This is a genomic window from Gammaproteobacteria bacterium, from assembly GCA_033344735.1.
Taxonomy (GTDB): Bacteria; Pseudomonadota; Gammaproteobacteria; order UBA4575; family UBA4575; genus UBA1858.
On the sequence record JAWPMW010000001.1, the window covers coordinates 969,903 to 987,706 of the forward strand.

General features: G+C 37.2%; 18 protein-coding genes. 5 read left to right on the top strand and 13 right to left on the bottom strand.

From position 1 onward, the window contains the following. Positions 1 to 109: 109 nt before the first annotated feature. Positions 110 to 493: an STAS/SEC14 domain-containing protein gene (locus R8G33_05025; GenBank protein ID MDW3095020.1), complete on the top strand. Its 384-nt coding sequence runs from the start codon at positions 110 to 112 to the stop codon at positions 491 to 493. Between the two features lie 32 nt (positions 494 to 525). Continuing rightward, a complete protein-coding gene (locus R8G33_05030) occupies positions 526 to 1,254 on the top strand; it encodes an endonuclease/exonuclease/phosphatase family protein (GenBank protein MDW3095021.1) in 729 nt (242 codons plus the stop codon). Positions 1,255 to 1,269: 15 nt separating this feature from the next. Here R8G33_05030 and R8G33_05035 read toward each other — a convergent pair whose 3' ends face one another. The 3 genes from R8G33_05035 to R8G33_05045 form a co-directional block, all read right to left on the bottom strand. Further along, positions 1,270 to 1,476: a hypothetical protein gene (locus R8G33_05035; protein ID MDW3095022.1), complete on the bottom strand. Its 207-nt coding sequence runs from the start codon at positions 1,474 to 1,476 to the stop codon at positions 1,270 to 1,272. An 88-nt stretch (positions 1,477 to 1,564) separates the two neighbouring features. After that, positions 1,565 to 1,876, bottom strand: coding sequence for a chaperone modulator CbpM (locus R8G33_05040; protein ID MDW3095023.1), 312 nt, complete (start codon positions 1,874 to 1,876; stop codon positions 1,565 to 1,567). Between the two features lie 6 nt (positions 1,877 to 1,882). Next, positions 1,883 to 2,830, bottom strand: coding sequence for a DnaJ C-terminal domain-containing protein (locus R8G33_05045; GenBank protein MDW3095024.1), 948 nt, complete (start codon positions 2,828 to 2,830; stop codon positions 1,883 to 1,885). A gap of 257 nt (positions 2,831 to 3,087) precedes the next feature. Here R8G33_05045 and R8G33_05050 point away from each other — a divergent pair, with 257 nt between their 5' ends. Continuing rightward, a complete protein-coding gene (locus tag R8G33_05050; protein MDW3095025.1) occupies positions 3,088 to 3,255 on the top strand; it encodes a hypothetical protein in 168 nt (55 codons plus the stop codon). A gap of 284 nt (positions 3,256 to 3,539) precedes the next feature. On the opposite strand, the gene R8G33_05055 is transcribed toward R8G33_05050, so the two are convergent. Continuing rightward, positions 3,540 to 4,421 carry a cation diffusion facilitator family transporter gene (locus R8G33_05055; protein ID MDW3095026.1) on the bottom strand — a complete coding sequence of 294 codons (882 nt, stop codon included), beginning with the start codon at positions 4,419 to 4,421 and terminating at the stop codon, positions 3,540 to 3,542. Positions 4,422 to 4,554: 133 nt separating this feature from the next. Continuing rightward, a complete protein-coding gene (locus R8G33_05060; protein MDW3095027.1) occupies positions 4,555 to 5,895 on the bottom strand; it encodes an outer membrane protein transport protein in 1,341 nt (446 codons plus the stop codon). 79 nt (positions 5,896 to 5,974) lie between these two features. On the opposite strand from R8G33_05060, the gene R8G33_05065 reads away from it, so the two are divergent. Then, positions 5,975 to 6,547 carry an Hsp20/alpha crystallin family protein gene (locus R8G33_05065; GenBank protein MDW3095028.1) on the top strand — a complete coding sequence of 191 codons (573 nt, stop codon included), beginning with the start codon at positions 5,975 to 5,977 and terminating at the stop codon, positions 6,545 to 6,547. Positions 6,548 to 6,602: 55 nt separating this feature from the next. Here R8G33_05065 and ftsH read toward each other — a convergent pair whose 3' ends face one another. Further along, the gene (ftsH, locus tag R8G33_05070) at positions 6,603 to 8,483 is read right to left on the bottom strand and encodes an ATP-dependent zinc metalloprotease FtsH (protein MDW3095029.1); all 1,881 of its coding nucleotides are present in this window, start codon (positions 8,481 to 8,483) and stop codon (positions 6,603 to 6,605) included. A gap of 393 nt (positions 8,484 to 8,876) precedes the next feature. On the opposite strand from ftsH, the gene R8G33_05075 reads away from it, so the two are divergent. Beyond that, positions 8,877 to 9,389, top strand: coding sequence for a hypothetical protein (locus R8G33_05075; GenBank protein ID MDW3095030.1), 513 nt, complete (start codon positions 8,877 to 8,879; stop codon positions 9,387 to 9,389). Between the two features lie 296 nt (positions 9,390 to 9,685). On the opposite strand, the gene R8G33_05080 is transcribed toward R8G33_05075, so the two are convergent. The 7 genes from R8G33_05080 to R8G33_05110 form a co-directional block, all read right to left on the bottom strand. After that, positions 9,686 to 9,976, bottom strand: a complete 291-nt coding sequence (locus R8G33_05080; GenBank protein ID MDW3095031.1) for a heavy-metal-associated domain-containing protein — start codon at positions 9,974 to 9,976, stop codon at positions 9,686 to 9,688. 148 nt (positions 9,977 to 10,124) lie between these two features. Further along, on the bottom strand, positions 10,125 to 10,709 hold the full coding sequence (locus R8G33_05085; protein MDW3095032.1) for a hypothetical protein: 585 nt from the start codon (positions 10,707 to 10,709) through the stop codon (positions 10,125 to 10,127). A gap of 241 nt (positions 10,710 to 10,950) precedes the next feature. After that, positions 10,951 to 11,388, bottom strand: a complete 438-nt coding sequence (gene trxC / locus R8G33_05090) for a thioredoxin TrxC (protein ID MDW3095033.1) — start codon at positions 11,386 to 11,388, stop codon at positions 10,951 to 10,953. Between the two features lie 560 nt (positions 11,389 to 11,948). After that, positions 11,949 to 14,198 (bottom strand): multiheme c-type cytochrome, encoded by a 2,250-nt coding sequence (locus R8G33_05095; protein MDW3095034.1) that lies wholly within the window; start codon positions 14,196 to 14,198, stop codon positions 11,949 to 11,951. A gap of 210 nt (positions 14,199 to 14,408) precedes the next feature. Further along, positions 14,409 to 15,935 carry an arylsulfatase gene (locus R8G33_05100; protein ID MDW3095035.1) on the bottom strand — a complete coding sequence of 509 codons (1,527 nt, stop codon included), beginning with the start codon at positions 15,933 to 15,935 and terminating at the stop codon, positions 14,409 to 14,411. Between the two features lie 117 nt (positions 15,936 to 16,052). Then, on the bottom strand, positions 16,053 to 16,811 hold the full coding sequence (locus R8G33_05105) for a hypothetical protein (protein ID MDW3095036.1): 759 nt from the start codon (positions 16,809 to 16,811) through the stop codon (positions 16,053 to 16,055). Positions 16,812 to 16,902: 91 nt separating this feature from the next. Next, the gene (locus R8G33_05110; protein ID MDW3095037.1) at positions 16,903 to 17,700 is read right to left on the bottom strand and encodes a hypothetical protein; all 798 of its coding nucleotides are present in this window, start codon (positions 17,698 to 17,700) and stop codon (positions 16,903 to 16,905) included. Positions 17,701 to 17,804: the final 104 nt, after the last annotated feature.

Genomic DNA, 17,804 nt, shown 5'->3' on the forward strand with positions numbered 1-17,804 from the left:
TTTCAGAGTAGTCTGATCGACAAGATTATTATTGATGCAAATCAATCATCATTCGTCTTATTTCACTATATTACTACATATTATGTGCTAATTAATATTAGGAGCTGCTATGGACTTATTAAGACATGGTTTATCAGTAGGAATAGAACGGTCAGATAATAACTATTATTTATATATCAAGGCCATTGGAAAACTGACTCACGAGGATTATGGGATTATTGTACCAATGATTGAAGGTGCACTTGAAGGTATAAAAGATCCTAATATTATCGCATTAATAGATGGATCTGAATTCGAAGGCTGGGAGATAAGAGCTGCATGGGACGATTTCAAACTGAGTTTAAAGCATGGTAGCGAATTTAAAAAAGTCGCAGTAATTGGCAATAAGAAATGGTTACAAGTTGGCTCTAAAATAGGTTCATGGTTGATATCGGGAAGAGTTAGACAGTTTGAAGACAATAATACGGCTTTACAATGGTTACTCGACAAATAGAAAATTAAGATATTTATAACAGAAAGGGTATTATGCAATTTCGAGTAATGTCTTACAACATACATAAATGTATAGGTAGCATTGATCGCAAATATAGACCTGAAAGAATAGTAGAGACAATTCGCCACTATCAACCGGACATCGTCTTGCTTCAAGAAGTCGACAAAGGCGTGCCGCGCTCAAGACATGATAACCAAGTTAAATTATTAGCAAATAATTTAGACTTTAAGTATTCGCTGTTTCAAGCTAACGTTAAATTAAAATATGGCTGTTATGGTAATGCTATTCTTAGCCATTACCCTTTAAGCTATCATTCTAATATTGATCTCACTGTCCCACCTAAGAAAAAGAGACGCAGTTTAGCCACACAAATTAAAATAAAATCTGGCGGTCATGTAAGATCAGTTAAATTTATTAATGTTCATCTTGGTTTAGCTGCCTATGAACGGAAAATTCAAGTCACACGAATTGTAAACGACAATTATACAACGAGTAATCCACATAAATTACCCATTATTTTAGGTGGTGATTTCAACGATCTGTGGCAAAATCTATGCAGAAAAGTATTGTATGCAAATGATTTCACACCAGTTTTAGGCAAGACTAAAACCTTCCCTTCAATATTACCCTCTCGAGCACTAGATAGAATATTTTATCGAGGAGATCTAGAAGTAATTAACTCTTTTGCTGGACACATAAAATTAGCTCGCGCCGCATCAGACCACTTGCCAATTATTACTGATTTTTACCTGCCTATTTAATTTATAGTTTAATGGCTAATCCCACTCATGAATCAATGAGCAATCAATAACAGCACTATCATCCATCCAATCTACAAGACAATATTTCCCAATATATTTACGATTAACTGATTTACTATCCTTTTTGTCTTTAACAATATTTCTGTTGTCTGCAAATACTCTTTCGCTTAATGTATGAGTTGACAATAAAGGCTTGGTATAGACAATTACATTCTCAGACATACTAGCATCTCTCAATCACTTAATTAGTTATACATATAACAACTAGCCTATTAAAGATTATTGATTTAGCTCAATTAAATCAGCAAATTTATTCATGTGACTCTACATACAACTTAAGATGAAATCTTAATCTATCAATTTCTTCAATTAAATCTAAAGCTAACGCGACTCCTTCGATATTGATGCCTAAGTCATTCCCAAGTCTAATTGCAGCTTGGACACTCTTTAAATGAGTCGCGGAAAATTTCCAGTTTTCATAATTTTCGCCGTTCGGCTCTATTACACCTTCATCCACTAACTTTATTATCAAATCTTCTTCACTGTTACTGACCAAACATAATTCGCTTAATGTAAATTCAACCTGTTCATCTAACAATTCACCAACATGGAGTTTTTTCATCAGTTTTTACACTCCTAACGCTTTACGTGGATTAAACTGAAATGTCTGTTCCATCTGTCGATAGAGTGATTTTTCAGCGTCAGACTTTGCATTAGGAACTGAAACCTCCAGGACAGCAATAATATCTCCAGATGGTTTTCCAGGGATGCCCTGACCTTTTAATCGAAGTTTACTTCCACCAGACGACCCAGGCGGAATTTTTAATTCCACCTTACTAACTGGTGTAGGTAAAGTGATAGTTGCTCCTAATGCAGCTTCCCATGGGCTCACAGGCAACTTAATGTATATATCTCTATCTTCAACACTAAACATAGGATGAGAACTAAATTCAACCTCCAAATAAAGATCTCCTGCAGGACCACCACCAATACCTTTCGCACCCTGTGCTGCCAATCTGATTTTCTGTCTTTGTTTTACTCCCTTAGGTATCTTTACATTTAATGTTCTTTGCTTATTAACAAGCTTTCCATGCTCATCTATTTCTGGTGTTTTCAATACTAAATCTCTTATAATGCCATTATATGAGTCTGAGATATCAATCAATATTTTTGCATGGTGATCTTCACCTCGAGAGTGGCTATTAGAAAAGTGTTGATAGCCGGCTTTAGAGCGTGCAGCATGACCAAATAATGATTCAAAAAAATCGCTTGAATGCATATCACTATAATTAGTGTATCTATCACTAAACTCGAAACCAGCATCCCAGTTAGGTGGTGGTTTAAAATCTTGACCAGATTGCCAATTAGAGCCTAATTGATCATAAGCAGCTCTTTTCTCTGGATCTTTCAAAACCTCATAAGCCTCACCTAATTCTTTAAATTTAGCTTCAGCATCTTTTTCTTTACTGACATCGGGGTGATATTTACGGGCAAGTTTACGATAGGCACGCTTAATGTCATCTTGAGTTGCGCCTCGTTCAACACCAATGACTTTGTAATAATCTTTATAATCCATACACCCTCAACGTAATTTAGAGTTCATATTGACGTTGGGTAAAAACATAGTTATTGATACAAATCAATAATAAGCATTAAATTAATTAATCAATATAAAAATTGCTCTGAATCAATATATGATTAACCGTTAAATTGATAATTTGTGATAGTGATTAATAAATAGGATAGGTCTAATGGACAAACAACTACACACACTGATTCAATCTTATCAGACCACTTTTCCCAGAAAATTCGAAATAAACATCCGAATCAACTATGGAAGATTTCTTGGTGACTGTATCATGGTTACTTAATAATGATCCAAGTCAACCCAACAAGAGATCTAGAAACGTAGTTATAGAAATACCAAAGGACACTATTAATGACTATTCGAGTAAAAAAGATAACCAAAAAGACAATGATGATAAAAAATTATGCAAATAGGTTATAGAATTCTTGCATTTATTAAACCCAAATCATGATTCATTAGGTGATACTTGCGCACCCGAAGTGAAATTAATTGCATGCGGATCGGTACTGAATAGTTGATATAAGAAAAAAATTTATTAAATGGCCGCCGAATATAGATCAGAGGTAACATGTCAGATAAAAAAACCTGTATATATACACTAGTAGCTATAATATTACTTACAGCAACTATCTCATGGGTGCTCATTGAGATAGGATTATTAAGTATTACTTTCGGTTAGATCTTATAAATAATATACTTATGGTTCTTCAGGCTCAATGTGTATCACCACATCTTCCATACCATAAAGTTCTGCCAATTTATGTTCTATTTGATCTGCTATAGCATGTGATTCATTTGTCGATAAATGACGACCTACAATCACGATTATGTCTGCAAAGATACCATGTTCAATGACTCTCGAACGCATTCGCCTTACTTTTACAACACCGTGTAGCTGTTCAATATAGCTAATGACCTGTTCGTGATCTAAAGATGTGCTATCAACTAATATTGGGATGCACTTACTGAATAATGTATAAGCGAGGTATAACACAAATATAGAAATTCCTAGTGAAAGTAAAAAATCAAACATTGGATAGCCACGAGCAGCTAATTGCCAACCTCCAATCACGGCAACTGTTGTCAATATATCGCTAAGCGTGTGTCTTGCATCTGCTTTTAATATTTCCGAATCAAGACGCACAGCCCAATAATGCTCCCAACTAGATATGCCAATATTAATTACTAGTACTCCGCACATCAAAATAAAACCCCATTGACTAAGCAGTATTGGATTTCCAATTCGCTCAAAAGCTCGAAAAACAATCTCTATGGCAACAACACTTAAAAGCGTTGCCAATATAAATACAGCCAAGGTTTCAAATTTTCGATGACCATATGGGTGATTCAGATCCGGGCCATAAGAAGAAATCTTAATTAATGTAAATGCGAGAATATTGTTAAATAAATCTGACAATGAATGTAATGCGTCGCTTAAAATGGCACTAGATCCAGTATATATTCCAACCCAGGCTTTTATAGTTAAAATAATGAGGTTTGCAAACCCTTCTATAATTAAAATTGAACGAACTTTTCTATTCTTTTCAACGATGGATTTATGTTGAAGCAACTTGGTCATAATTAACTCGAATCTATGCTCTACATTGCAATTAAAATAATAGTGTTGTATTCAAAACTAATCGCTATACATTAAGAATTTTGGAAAATTTAATATTGCCAATTAAATTATTTGGAAATGAGAAGCATTTTTCTTAAAGAATGAATGATATTCCGAACGCTAGAATATTTGCATGTACATCATATTCACCGACAAGGTTACCTCTTGAAACATTTGGTTCTGAAGAGGTTGATAATACCAATGTAGGATCATCTAAATTTAGATGCGAATATGCACCATGGACTTTTATATGATTATTTATGGCATAAGTCCCTCCTAATGAAAACCAATATCGATCTGCATCAGGAACACGTGGTGATCTGAATTCATTTGATGACGCACCTTCTTCATAAGCAATACCTCCACGTAATTGTAGACGATCATTGGGACGATATTCTATTCCAAAAGAAGCAAACCAGGTGTCATCCCATTTCAAATTCGTAATATTATTACTTTGACTTGGATTCTCAAATTGTATAACAAGCTGATCCACTCTCGACCAACGTGTAAAATCAAATTCAGACATAATGGACCATGACTTATTTATATCATGACGAATTCCAAAAGTGATAAATTCTGGCGTTTCAATTCGGCTAAATGAGTCTGTATTTATGAAAGCATCGGTTGCACCACTGAGTGTAGCTCCAATCCCTTGCGGGTCTAATCTAAAATCTGCCTTCCCCTTCAATTGATAAGAAATTTTAGAACGATACGCTATACCCAGCTTAGTGGTTGGTGAAGTCTCAAATAAAAAACCTGCTGTCCAACCAAATCCCCAATCATCACCTTTTATACTTACGAATCCATCTTGGTTAGTGCTTGCTGGAATAGCTCCCGGGACTGAATTTAAGAAGCCCAAAGTGCCAAAATCAATAGCGTTATCAATTTCAACTTCTAGATACTGAGCTTGAATGCCAATTGAATATGAAAATTTATTATTAACTTTAAATGCAAGTAATGGATTAATATTGATTGAACGTAATTCAGATTGGATCGCGTAATAACGTCCCACCCAATTATGATCATAATTCGTTTTCAGTCCCCAAGGCGCACTGACGTTAATCCCGAATTTTAAATTATCAGCCCAGCTATAAACTGCAGAAATTGCAGGTACCCTCGATGTTTCATGTTTAAATGTCCCAGAACCTTCAATTAAGCTACCAGAAATTGTTGAGGAATTTCCATTATTATAATCGCCTGAGAAATGAATAACAGAAGCACTACTAGAAAGTGTATTTCTATCATATAGCGTCATTGATGCACCATTGAAAAAAATAGCATTGGCGTCATGGCTACCTGCAGCAATGCCAGCGAATGAATTTCCCTGTCCCAGTGCAGACTGCTCACGAATCTGAAAACCTGACGCATCACCATCCTGATGATGAATCAGAAATAATAACGCGAAAATACATAATTTTTTAGATCGAAGAATCATTTGATATATCAATAACTGTAATTTCAAGCCATTTAAAATTATACATTCAAATCGAGTTGTTTATCAGGAGATATGACTTATGACAAAAGCAACATCTAAAGTACCAGTAAAAAAGAAAAAAACAAATAAAACTAGTCAAAAAAAGACACTTGCTAAAGCAGCTGAGAATGTAACTCCATTAGCCAGTTTGCGTGAAGAAGTAGACAATTTGTTTGAACGGTTTGCCGACGATTGGCCAAGTTTACCTAAAATTTTTGGGAAAGGTTGGTCCTACCCAATTGCCAATATTGAGCGACAATTTAGTCACTCAGACATTCTACTGACACCGCGAGTCGATATAAGTGAAACTGATGATGCGCTTGATATTGAAATGGAACTTCCTGGATTATTAGCAGAAGACATAGAAATTACACTTGGCGATGATTCTCTGTCTGTAAAAGGAGAAAAATCTGAAAAACGATCTGAAACAAAAAAACATTATCATATCAATGAAAGAAGTTATGGCGCATTTCTACGTAATTTTCGCGTTCCTAACGGAGTCGATCGAGATAAAGTTGAAGCCTGTAATTCAAATGGAGTATTAAAAATTAAATTACCTAAAACCGCCGCCGCGATAAATGATAAACGATCAATAAATGTTAACGCTGCATAATATGATATTTATCTAAGAGATTGTCCACGACCAGGAAAGCAGCGTGACAAAAGTCCTAATTAGCCTCAGACTTATTTATTGCGGTACTAGATAATTCTTCAAGTAAACTAGATAGATCTTCCTCTACTAATGTTTCTTTCGTAAGTAACTGTTGTGCTCCATGTTCAAGCACATTTCGATGTTCTATCAAAATTGACTTAGCTTTATCAAATGCAGCTTGTATAAGCTCTCGAACGGAGCGATCTATTTTTTCAATAGTTTCATCGCTAACTTCATGCTGACGTGAGGATAATGCTTGATTATCTAGAAAGAGCGGTGCTTGTTGCTGATAAACAACATGTCCCAGATTTTCGTCCATCCCATAGCGTGTCACCATGCTTCGTGCAATGTCTGTAGCTTTCGCCAAATCATCGGCTGCCCCTGTCGACAAATGCTTAAATATTAAAAATTCAGCGGCTCTGCCACCAAGCAATACCGCCATTTTATCAGCAAGCTCCTCGCGAGTCATGAGGAACCGATCTTCTGTAGGCCGTTGTATTGTATATCCGAGAGCGCCAATTCCACGTGGAATAATTGAGATCTTATGTACAGGATCTACACCGGTTAATGACATCGCAACTAACGCATGTCCCATCTCGTGATATGCAATTACTTTTCTCTCTTCAGGATTGAGGATACGATTTTTCTTCTCAAGACCAGCCACAATTCGTTCAATTGCGAGTGTAAAATCATCCAACGTTATTGCGTCGGCTTCTCGTCGTGTCGCAAGTATTGCAGCCTCATTTACTAAATTCGCCAAATCAGCTCCAGTAAATCCAGGTGTTAATGCAGCAACAGTTTCTTCATCAAAATCTGGCGCCAGAGTGATTTTTTTTATATGTACACGAAGAATTGCAGCACGACCATTTTTATCAGGTCGATCTACTAAAACTTGACGATCAAATCGGCCAGCACGCAAAAGTGCTGCATCAAGGATTTCTGGACGATTGGTTGCTGCAAGCAAAACCACACCTTGACTAGGATCAAATCCATCCATTTCAGCTAACAATTGATTGAGTGTTTGTTCTTTTTCATCATGTCCACCACCTAAGCCTTGAATACTACGTGCTCGGCCTAGCGCATCAAGTTCATCAATGAAAATAATCGCTGGTGCTTTCAGCCTTGCTTGCTCGAACAAATCTCGCACACGAGCCGCACCAACACCAACAAACATTTCTACAAATTCCGACCCACTGATTGAAAAGAAAGGTACTTTTGCTTCACCTGCAATAGCACGAGCAAATAATGTTTTTCCTGTTCCTGGTGGACCAACCAATAATATACCCTTTGGAATACGCGCACCAAGTCGACCATATCGCTTTGGTTCTCGTAAAAAGTTAACAACCTCCTGTAATTCTTCTTTTGCTTCATCCACACCAGCAACATCATCAAACGTTACTTTTGTATCTTGTTCAACATAGACTTTGGCCTTGCTTTTTCCAACTGACATCGTACCACTTGTCGCGCTCATGCGGCGAATAGCAAAAAGCCACACCCCAAAAAATAAACCGATCCATAACACAGTTGATAGAACAGCACCTATCCAACGATGTTCACGCTTCCCAACATAACGGACCTTAGATGATTGCAGGTCTTCTATTAAATTAGGATCTTCAATCCGCACTGTTACAAATCGATACTTGCCAGCACTAACCCTATTCAATTTATTAATAGTCTCTGGCGGCAACAACTCACCAAGATCTTCAATATGTAAAACACCGGTAATTGTTTCGTTATTTAGCGTAATATCATCTAACTTGTTACTCTTAAGTAGTAATTTAAATTCGTTATAAGCCAAATTTTCAACATGCGCACTCGGCGTATATTTTTGTAGCATTAATATAAAAACAATGGCTACCAATACGTACCAAATAGAAAATTGATGTTTTGTGTCCATTTCAAATAATTTTATTTATATTTTATTCGTATACAAGTTAAATTAATGCAAATATTTTCCTTGTGGAGATAAAATGTGTTCTCACTTCAATTTGTAATTGAGCGTTTAGGGCCAAGTAACTACTATAGCAACATTCTCAATTCAGTTAATCTTCTAGTTCTTCAGCTCATCTTTACCCACCCCTCCATTAGCGTCCATCTTTATCATTCTATCTATATGCAAATTCACCATCACCACGCTTAACGATATAAATATTTATATACTTCACGAAACGCAATAGATATGTCATACATATATTACCACCTATCCTTATCTTAATTGATCTATATCAATACTTATTTCACGTAAAATATATAATTGAACTATTGTTAATACATCTAATTGGAATGATTTATGTTCATATCTAAGTTAATTACTATTTCATCAATACTGTTCGCTTTATCGCTATTTAGTCTTGTGAGTTATGCTGACGTAGAAGATATTATAGATTCGCAAGCAGAAATATTAAAATCAGATGAACAACAAAGAAAACATGAAAAATTTTCTTTAAAGAAATCAAAAAATGGTGTTGAACTCGGACGCCAGGAATTTATTGATACCTGTGTAATATGTCATGGTGACGACGCCAAAGGCAAAGGCCTCTTCAGTCCACACTTAGCAAACAAACCTAAAGATTTAACTTTGATTGAAATGAACAATAATGGAGTATTTCCTTTTAAAAGATTATACGAAATAATAGACGGTCGTAAAGATGAAAGTATGCATGGCACACGTACAATGCCTATCTGGGGAGATAAATATAGCGCAGAAAGCTGGTTAAAGGTTAGCACTCAACATGCAGAAACATTAGCGCGAGGTAAAATATTCGAATTACTTCTTTACTTGGAGTCTATACAAGATAATTAACATCTACATTATAAAATTATATGTTCAGTGTTACATTTAGTTAAGGTGTAATACTTTCGCCAAAATGCGGAATATTCGTATCCCAGTGAGCTGTAGAAATACATCCACCACTTAGCCATCTTGATCGACTGCACGCCGCAAATACTTTTGTTACACACGAATTTTCACGAACACTTCACCGATATAAAACGTATCGTCGTAGCCCTGATGCTTTCATTTCAATCGTCTGGCGAATTGAGGACCAAACATGTTGAATCACATGCGAATGTTGCCACATCTCATACTATACAACAATCTTATATCTTTTTAGAAATCTTACCTAATGCACAGCTTACAAAAGACGTCGCCTTGGTGACTAAGCAATTCGATCCTGTAGATCCAGTTTCTGGATAGCCTAATTTCGCAAGTGCAGCGCTAAGTGCTTCCCGTTGGCTATTACTTTGATCAGACTCAGCAATGACTCTGACTTCTCGATCGTCGACCTTCACAATGACATCTTCAACACCATCAATCTTGCGAAGTTTAGTTGTAATTATGTTAGAACATCCTCCACACTTGATATTTTCGACCTGAAAATCATACTTCATTCTATTGTTTCCTACTATTTTTACTCGCCTGGAATACGGATACCATTCTCTTAAAAAAATCCCAGAATGATCGGTATCATTCAGGCCAATCAACATCGACCCTAAGCGGACATTAACTATTATGAAACCTTCTAGAGTAACGCTATAGTTAATAGTTTCTTTTAATTATGTCTACTAGGAACCCACCCCCTTGCAAAGGACCTAGTGGCTTGGAGCTTTCGATCTTTTCATGTAATGCAGGGATGCCGCCGCTTAACTTATAAACAACAATATCTTTTTTAATTAAAATGACACCCTCAAATGTCCATCCAGTAATATTAGTTTTACGTTTAAAATTGAGTAAGTCTGAAAAAAAATTCCCATAACGTTTACTTCTTAAAAATTTTTCATTTACTAAATAGCCCTTGCATTCCGACTTTGCAATTATACATTCACTAATACCTTTGTCTGGTATATAGCCATGGATATAGCTACCTAAATCGAAACGATTTGCAATGTCTGCATAATTTAATAAAGTTATATTTTTGTTATTTTCAAGATTTAAATTTAAATTGATAAGCTCATCTTTAGTCGTAACATATGGAATAATTGCATTGAATGTGTTTTCTGCCTCTTCATATGTATCCCAGACACCTACAGTTAGATTCTTTTCCTTTGGCAACAAACTAGAACATCCGCTTAATAAATATAAGATTAAGACAAAGTTAAGGAAAAAATAATATTTTGAATTCACTGCTAAAATATAATATGTATTTTACTTGGTGGATAATTTATTAAACCCTTAATCACGTATTTTATACTTTTTAATTATCTCTTAATTGATATAAGTCACTTAAGGAATATCGGAGATTCACTTTGCCCCCCCATTTCAACAAGTTCGTAGTTGTTGCTAGTAATGACCGCTATTGAGCCATTAGTAGGAAAAACTTATAAGCAGATTATTTATAATTACTTTTGACTCAATGAGAATAAGTTTAAATATTATTCTGTATAAAATTACTCAAAGTTTTTAAATCCATTGCACCTGACTGCCTACTAATCTCTTTACCATTCTTAAAAATTAATATTGAAGGAATGCTGCGTATACCATATTGAGATGCTATTGCATGAGAGCTTTCAGTATTAACCTTGGCAAGTATTACTCTTGGCTCCAACTGATTTGATACTTGAGCAAAGATTGGTGCCATCATTATGCATGGCCCACACCAAGATGCCCAAAAATCTACGACCACTGGTATACTTGTCTTGTCGATGAATCTACTAAAGTTATTATCGGATAGCTCAATAGGCTTGCCTGTAAATAGCGATTGACGACACTTACCACAGACTGGGCCATCCTTTAATTTGCTGTTTGGCACTCTGTTTGAAGTAAAGCAGTATTGACAGACTATATATGTAGAATCATTACTCATTTACCTAATATATGGCTTGAATAAATCATTTCAAGACTCAGAATCTTTTATTCTTACCTAGGGATAAGTGATGACTGCCATTTCGCCGGAAGCGGACATAAATTTCACGAATTAGTGCAAGTTTGGAGTCTAATTATTGAAGCAATAGTTAACTACAAAAGGAACCGCGTTTTTGCGAAAGGAGACTTTTTACAGATCTTGCTCTAAATACATCAAACCCGATTCTCTTACTTGGATTCGAACTGCGCAAAGCCTGCAGAAATAGGCTATTTTTCATGTATTTACGTAGTCTCCGAACGGAGACAGACTCGGTGGCGGTGGTTGGAGTCTGTAGCGAACTCTACTCTTCTATAATTTCCCTATTAAACAGCTAATTTACAGGGAATATTTGAATTTTTGCCACTATTTTTTCTTCAAATTCCAAATAGTCTCTGAAATTACACGTACTTACAAAATTTTAGTCCAAATTTAATTTTTCAATAACAGGGAAAATACAGGGAATTCTACACAAATTTATATCAAAGTATTTCCAAAATTACTAATTCGCCATGCACAGTCATTTACTGGATCAAGTTTCGTAATATTTTTTCATAATTTTGTGATTTTTTAATATCACCTTGCTCTTTATTTATCGATACCAGTGCGCTCAGAATATCCGTATTTGTAGGATACTGGTGCTGTGCTTTTTCTAAAACCTTGAGCGCCTGCTGTGCTTTTCCAATAGAGTTTAGTGCTATAGCGTAAACATAAATATAACGATCAGTTGTTTCGGTGCTATCTGCTGCCAAATGCAGATACTCAACTGCAGCATCCATTTTTTTTTGTCTTACCTTTAATAAACCCAATGCATGATAAATAGTCGATTTGTTTCTTACCTGGGACAAAGCGATGTTTAAAACCTCTTCGCCTCTTATATCATTTCCTAAACTACGGTAATGATTCGCCATATTCACGTATGCCGGCGTAAAATAAGGTGCCAGTTCTATCGCCTGGTTATAATATTTTTCTGCTAGTTCTGGTTTATTTTGTTGCTCATAAAAATCGGCAAGATTGACTAACGACTCAGGTCGGTCAGCATTAAATAACTGTACGTTTTGGTATTCCTTGATCGCGTTGTTAAACCTATCTGCCGCATCTTCTGGTAGATCATTCAGCGAGACACCCAGTAGCGATCTGCCGGCCAGCATTCGTGTACTTCTGCTGTCATCGTATAGCAAGGGATAAGCAAATGGCAGGCGATGTTGTGAGGCGATCGAATCAAGCGCATTCGCTAATCCAAGGCCTAACAAAGGCTTTTCGTCATTAGCAGCTAATTGCAGCACAGGTGCAGTCTGCTGTGACAGATACGGTGGCAATAAAGTGACTGCCGTCGCACGCGCTATGGCAGGTTGAGTTTCATCCAAAATCAATTGTGATAAAAATTGCGGCGCTCCTGGCAGCCTGAATCGTCCAGCATGAATCGCTTCTGCAAAGTGTTTTTTAGTAGGCTTACCATTTTTATCTTTTAATATTGCTGCAGCCCATTCTGCCGTTTTATCACTATGACATTGACTACATGCATTGGGCACACCTAACTTAACGGACAAATCTGGACGTGGTATGCGCATGCTATGATCACTCCTTGCATCGATCACCATGTAATTTTTTTCAGGCATATGACAATCCACACACTGGCTTCCCGGCGTATCGTTAACATGTAAATGATGTTCTGTAGAATTATATTTATCTACTTGATGGCATTGCGCACACAACGCATTACCATTAGCTCGAAGTTTTAAACTATGAGGCTCATGACAATCACTGCACGTCACACCGGCATGATACATTTTGCTTTGTACAAATGAACCGTAAACATACACCTCACCATTAATCTGACCATCTGCGTGATACAGCGGTTCTGTAAGCAGTGATGGCATAAAATTATTCAGCAAGGCATGCTTAGGTCGCGCACCTGACTTGAGCGTTGTGCGTCGTGAATGGCACTGCGCACAAGCTTCGATCTCGATATTAGAATGTTTACCAGGATTGCGTTTTGCATTTCCGGTGACGGAATCGATCAACCAGCTGGCATTTTTACGCTCATTGAAAGCGACATCAAACCCTTTGTCGTCACCCTTATTTTTCTTTTCAGACCAAGCAATATGTCTTGATGCGGGACCATGGCAAGCCTCACAACCAACATCAATCTCAGACCAGGTGGTGGTGTATTCTTTCTTAACTACATCATAATTTTTCTGCAAGTTAGTCGAATGGCAATCGGCACACATATAATTCCAATTTTGGTTGATGCCGGTCCAGTGCAGTTCATCATCATGCTTAATATGCTCATTCGGGTATAAATGTAACCAGCGTTGCCCTCCTTCGGATTTGCTGCGCGTATCCCAGACGATATTCAAAGCCTGATAACGCCCTTTAGGGAATTTAATTAGATATTGTTGAAGCGGATATACTCCGAAGGTATATGCGATAAGATAATCCGTTAACTTGCCATTAGGCCCATCTGTCTGTATGTAAAAGAGATCCTCTTTTTTGTAGAATCTAGAAACTGTTCCAAAGTAATTGAAAGAAGTATTATCAAAATTCCCCAGTACCGTTTTTTCATCTGCATGTTGCATTGCCAGATCATGATGTGAGTTTTGCCATGATTCATATTGGTCCTGATGACAATCTAGACACTGTTTTGAGCCAACATAGCTGGCTGACTTCGGAGCTGATGACTTTAGCTGGGTACTCGTATCTGAATTAGAATTCTGATCGCTGCAGCCACAAAGTATTACTGTCAACAGGATAAGTCTACTTATTAATTTCACGATGTTAAAACCCAACCATTTAGGGTGTACTTTACTCTGTTTTAAACATATTGCTTGTAGTATGAGCAACAGTTCTTGTGAAGTCATGAAAATAACTATTAAGAATGATGATGCAGTATAAAATTACTACATCATCATTTAAAACGAACAAGATTTCAGATTTATTACTTTCGTTTTCTACAGTTTATGTAAATCTGATCTAAGTCTGGGTTAATGTGATCCAACAGAAGACTGTAGCTTCTCCATTACTTGATCAATAGAGAAACTTGCCGGTTTTTGCCTCGGTGGAAACTCTTTAAAAGTATACAAAAATTCTCCTACATATGCTTGTGCAGGCACTAAGAAGTAAGCTCTGTCGATTAGCCAGTCATAGTAGGTGTTTGACGTGCGGTAAGATCGCTCATAAGGATCTCTCCTAAGATTGAAGATCAGAGGTACACGCAATTCCGTCCAGGGTTCAATCCATGCTCGCAACGTGCCGTATTCTTTCTGCTCAAGGAAAATTGCTTTCCAGTCATTGTAGCGCAAGGCGGTTAATTCGCCTGTGTCTGCAAAATAGAAAATCTCGTTACGCGGTCCTTTTTCTTCCTCTCCTGTAAGGTGAGGCAGGAAGTTGTAGCCATCGAGATGAACTTTATAAGAGCGACCGATGGCTTTAACGCTGCCTTTTTTGAGCTTTTCTTTAACATCAGATTCACCTGCAGCTGCTAAATAGGTGGGCAGCCAGTCCATATGATGCATGATCTCGTTAGAAACGCTTCCTGCTTTAACTTTGCCAGGCCAGCGCACCATAGAAGGTACTCGCCAGCCGCCTTCCCAGTTGGTATTTTTCTCCCCAAAGAAAGGTGATGAACCTGCATCTGGCCAGGTATTCATATGTGGACCATTATCCGTTGAGTAATGCACGATGGTGTTATCAGCAATACCCAGCTCATCTAACTTAGCCAGCAATTTGCCCACATGCATGTCATGTTCGACCATGCCATCGCCATATTCATCCTGACCTGATATGCCACGCAATTCTTCTTTGACATGGGTGCGAAAGTGCATTCGTGTACCATTCCACCAGACATAGAAAGGTTTGCCATCTTTATGCGCGCGATCAATAAACTTAAGTGCCGCTTCTACTGTTTCATCGTCAATCGTCTCCATTCGTTTCTTGGTCAGTGGCCCAGTATCTACGATCTTGCCATTCGCAAATGAATGAATAACTCCGCGCGGTCCAAAACGTTCCTTAAATTTTGGATCTTTAGGGTAATCTTCATTCTCTGGTTCCTCTTCGGCGTTCAGGTGGTAGAGATTACCTAGAAATTCGTCGAAACCGTGATTACTCGGGAGATGTTCATCCTTGTCACCAAGATGATTCTTACCGAATTGACCGGTGGTATAGCCTTCTGCTTTGAGTAATCCCGCGATGGTCGGGTCTTCTTCTTGCAAGCCAAGATCTGCGCCCGGCAAACCAACCTTTGACAGTCCTGTGCGATAAACACTTTGGCCTGTGATGTATGATGATCGGCCGGCTGTGCAAGACTGTTCTCCATAATAATCTGTGAAGATCATCCCTTCGTTCGCGATGCGATCGATATTAGGGGTGCGATACCCCATCATACCCATGGTATAGGCACTGATATTGGATTGGCCAATGTCGTCACCCCATATCACCAGGATATTAGGTTTGTCTGCCGATACCGCAGCTAATGGCATGAGCAACAATACTAAAACCAACTTCACCTTCATCTTTAACCCCTTTTACAAAAAATAATATTATTTCATCAATACTCTTATTATTAATTAATCTACATCAATTAATCTACATCAATTAATAAACTTCGTTACAACAAACTTACTCTATATCTAAAACCTGTAAGAAACGCCTAACATCGGTCCTGAAAAATCTGCATCTATTTCAAAGCGGGACGTTCCAGAACCATCTTTATATTCAAAATGATAATGGCGATAGCCACCAAAAAGCTTTACGTTATTTTCGAATTTATAATTTACTAGGCCCACCAATTGATAAGAGTCACTATCTGAACCAGCACCAACATCTGCCCATCCTGTCAGACCCCAGCCATTGTTATAGCCGTATTGTGCCCTTGCACCCACAACACCATCTACCCAATCTTTCTTTCGACTTCTTGATCCTGACGTCATTAATCCTAATAGACTTGCTTCAGCACCTATATCAATTTCAACACTGTTGTATCGAACACCACCAAGGAAGTCTATGCCAAGCTTGGCATTTTGATAATCTTGTTCAATAACACGATACGCAACAAAAACTTCAGCCAAGATTTGCTTAACTTCTGCATCAAGCTCAACTGAGAGTATTGGCCCTGACGCCAAAACGCTGTCAGCTGAAAGATCGACATAAACAACATCACCTAAAAAAGACCACCGTCCATTTCGATGTTCGATATAAGCCATTGCGCCTAGGTCAAGGTTTTCCAAAATATCGCTAAAAGAAACATCTAAATCTGTTTCAATATTTCGAAATTGCGTTTCACCTTCTATATCCGCTGCAAATAGATAACCACCCACTTCTGTCCATGAGAATTGCGCATAAGAATTATTTAACGAAAAGATAACAATGAGATAAAATAATTTTTTCATTTTTTTCAGCACCTATATCTCAAAAGAAAAATTATTGAGCATTATCGAAACGACAGTTCTATTCAGCAAGTTCATATAATAATATTCTTCGTCACCAAATCTGTTTCCAGCCTAACTCAATTGAGCCATCTGTCAATCTATCTGGACCAATGCCTATTGATGGTCGAACATAAACACTACGCCCATCTAGATTAAAGCCCAAGTGGTTCAACATGACGCCCATCTCAGCTTCGACAGCACCACCTTGTGTATGTAGATTATGGTCAACAATATATTGCGGATTAACAAGAACCCATTTTTGTTTATCATCTGATTGTTTTAGAAAGAAAAGATCTAAAGCGCTCTGATTTAAACTCCTTACATCATCTTCTTCATACACGCTAAATCTGTGCTGATAAGCAGGTGCAATTAAACTGCCTTTGATGCCAAATGGATTGAAAAAGACCCCAAAAATTTGCGGGCCAAAGGAAAGTCTCTCTGATCCCACAACTGAATTTCCTGTCGGCAAAAATGTTTCCAATCCAACTGCAAGCGCAAACTTGTCTTCCATTTTTACAATAGGAACAGTCAATACACGAAAGTCAATCTCTCCTAATCCGTTAGTGTCTAAATCATCATCACCATCATCATTCAAGTCTGCTTTAGTCTCTACAAATCTAATTCTAGTTCTAAATTGCCATTTCCCACCAAGAAATGGTGTTCGATATTCAGCTGTTGTAATATTAATATTGCCATCACCTTCCGTATCCAACCATAGGTACTCATTATATAACCGAAAATCATTTGTAAAATTAATCGGATTGGTTCCTGTTTTATCCGATGTATCAGCAGCAAATACAGGTAAAGATACAAGTATTAATACAATAAAACTTTGTATGTATAGTTTCATTTTTTCTTGGTTAATCTTTTTATATTCTTATCTTAATATATCAGTTTCAAAATTACGGCTAGTGCCAGTTGCTTTCAAATGTCTTCTATAAATTAAAAGTTGTA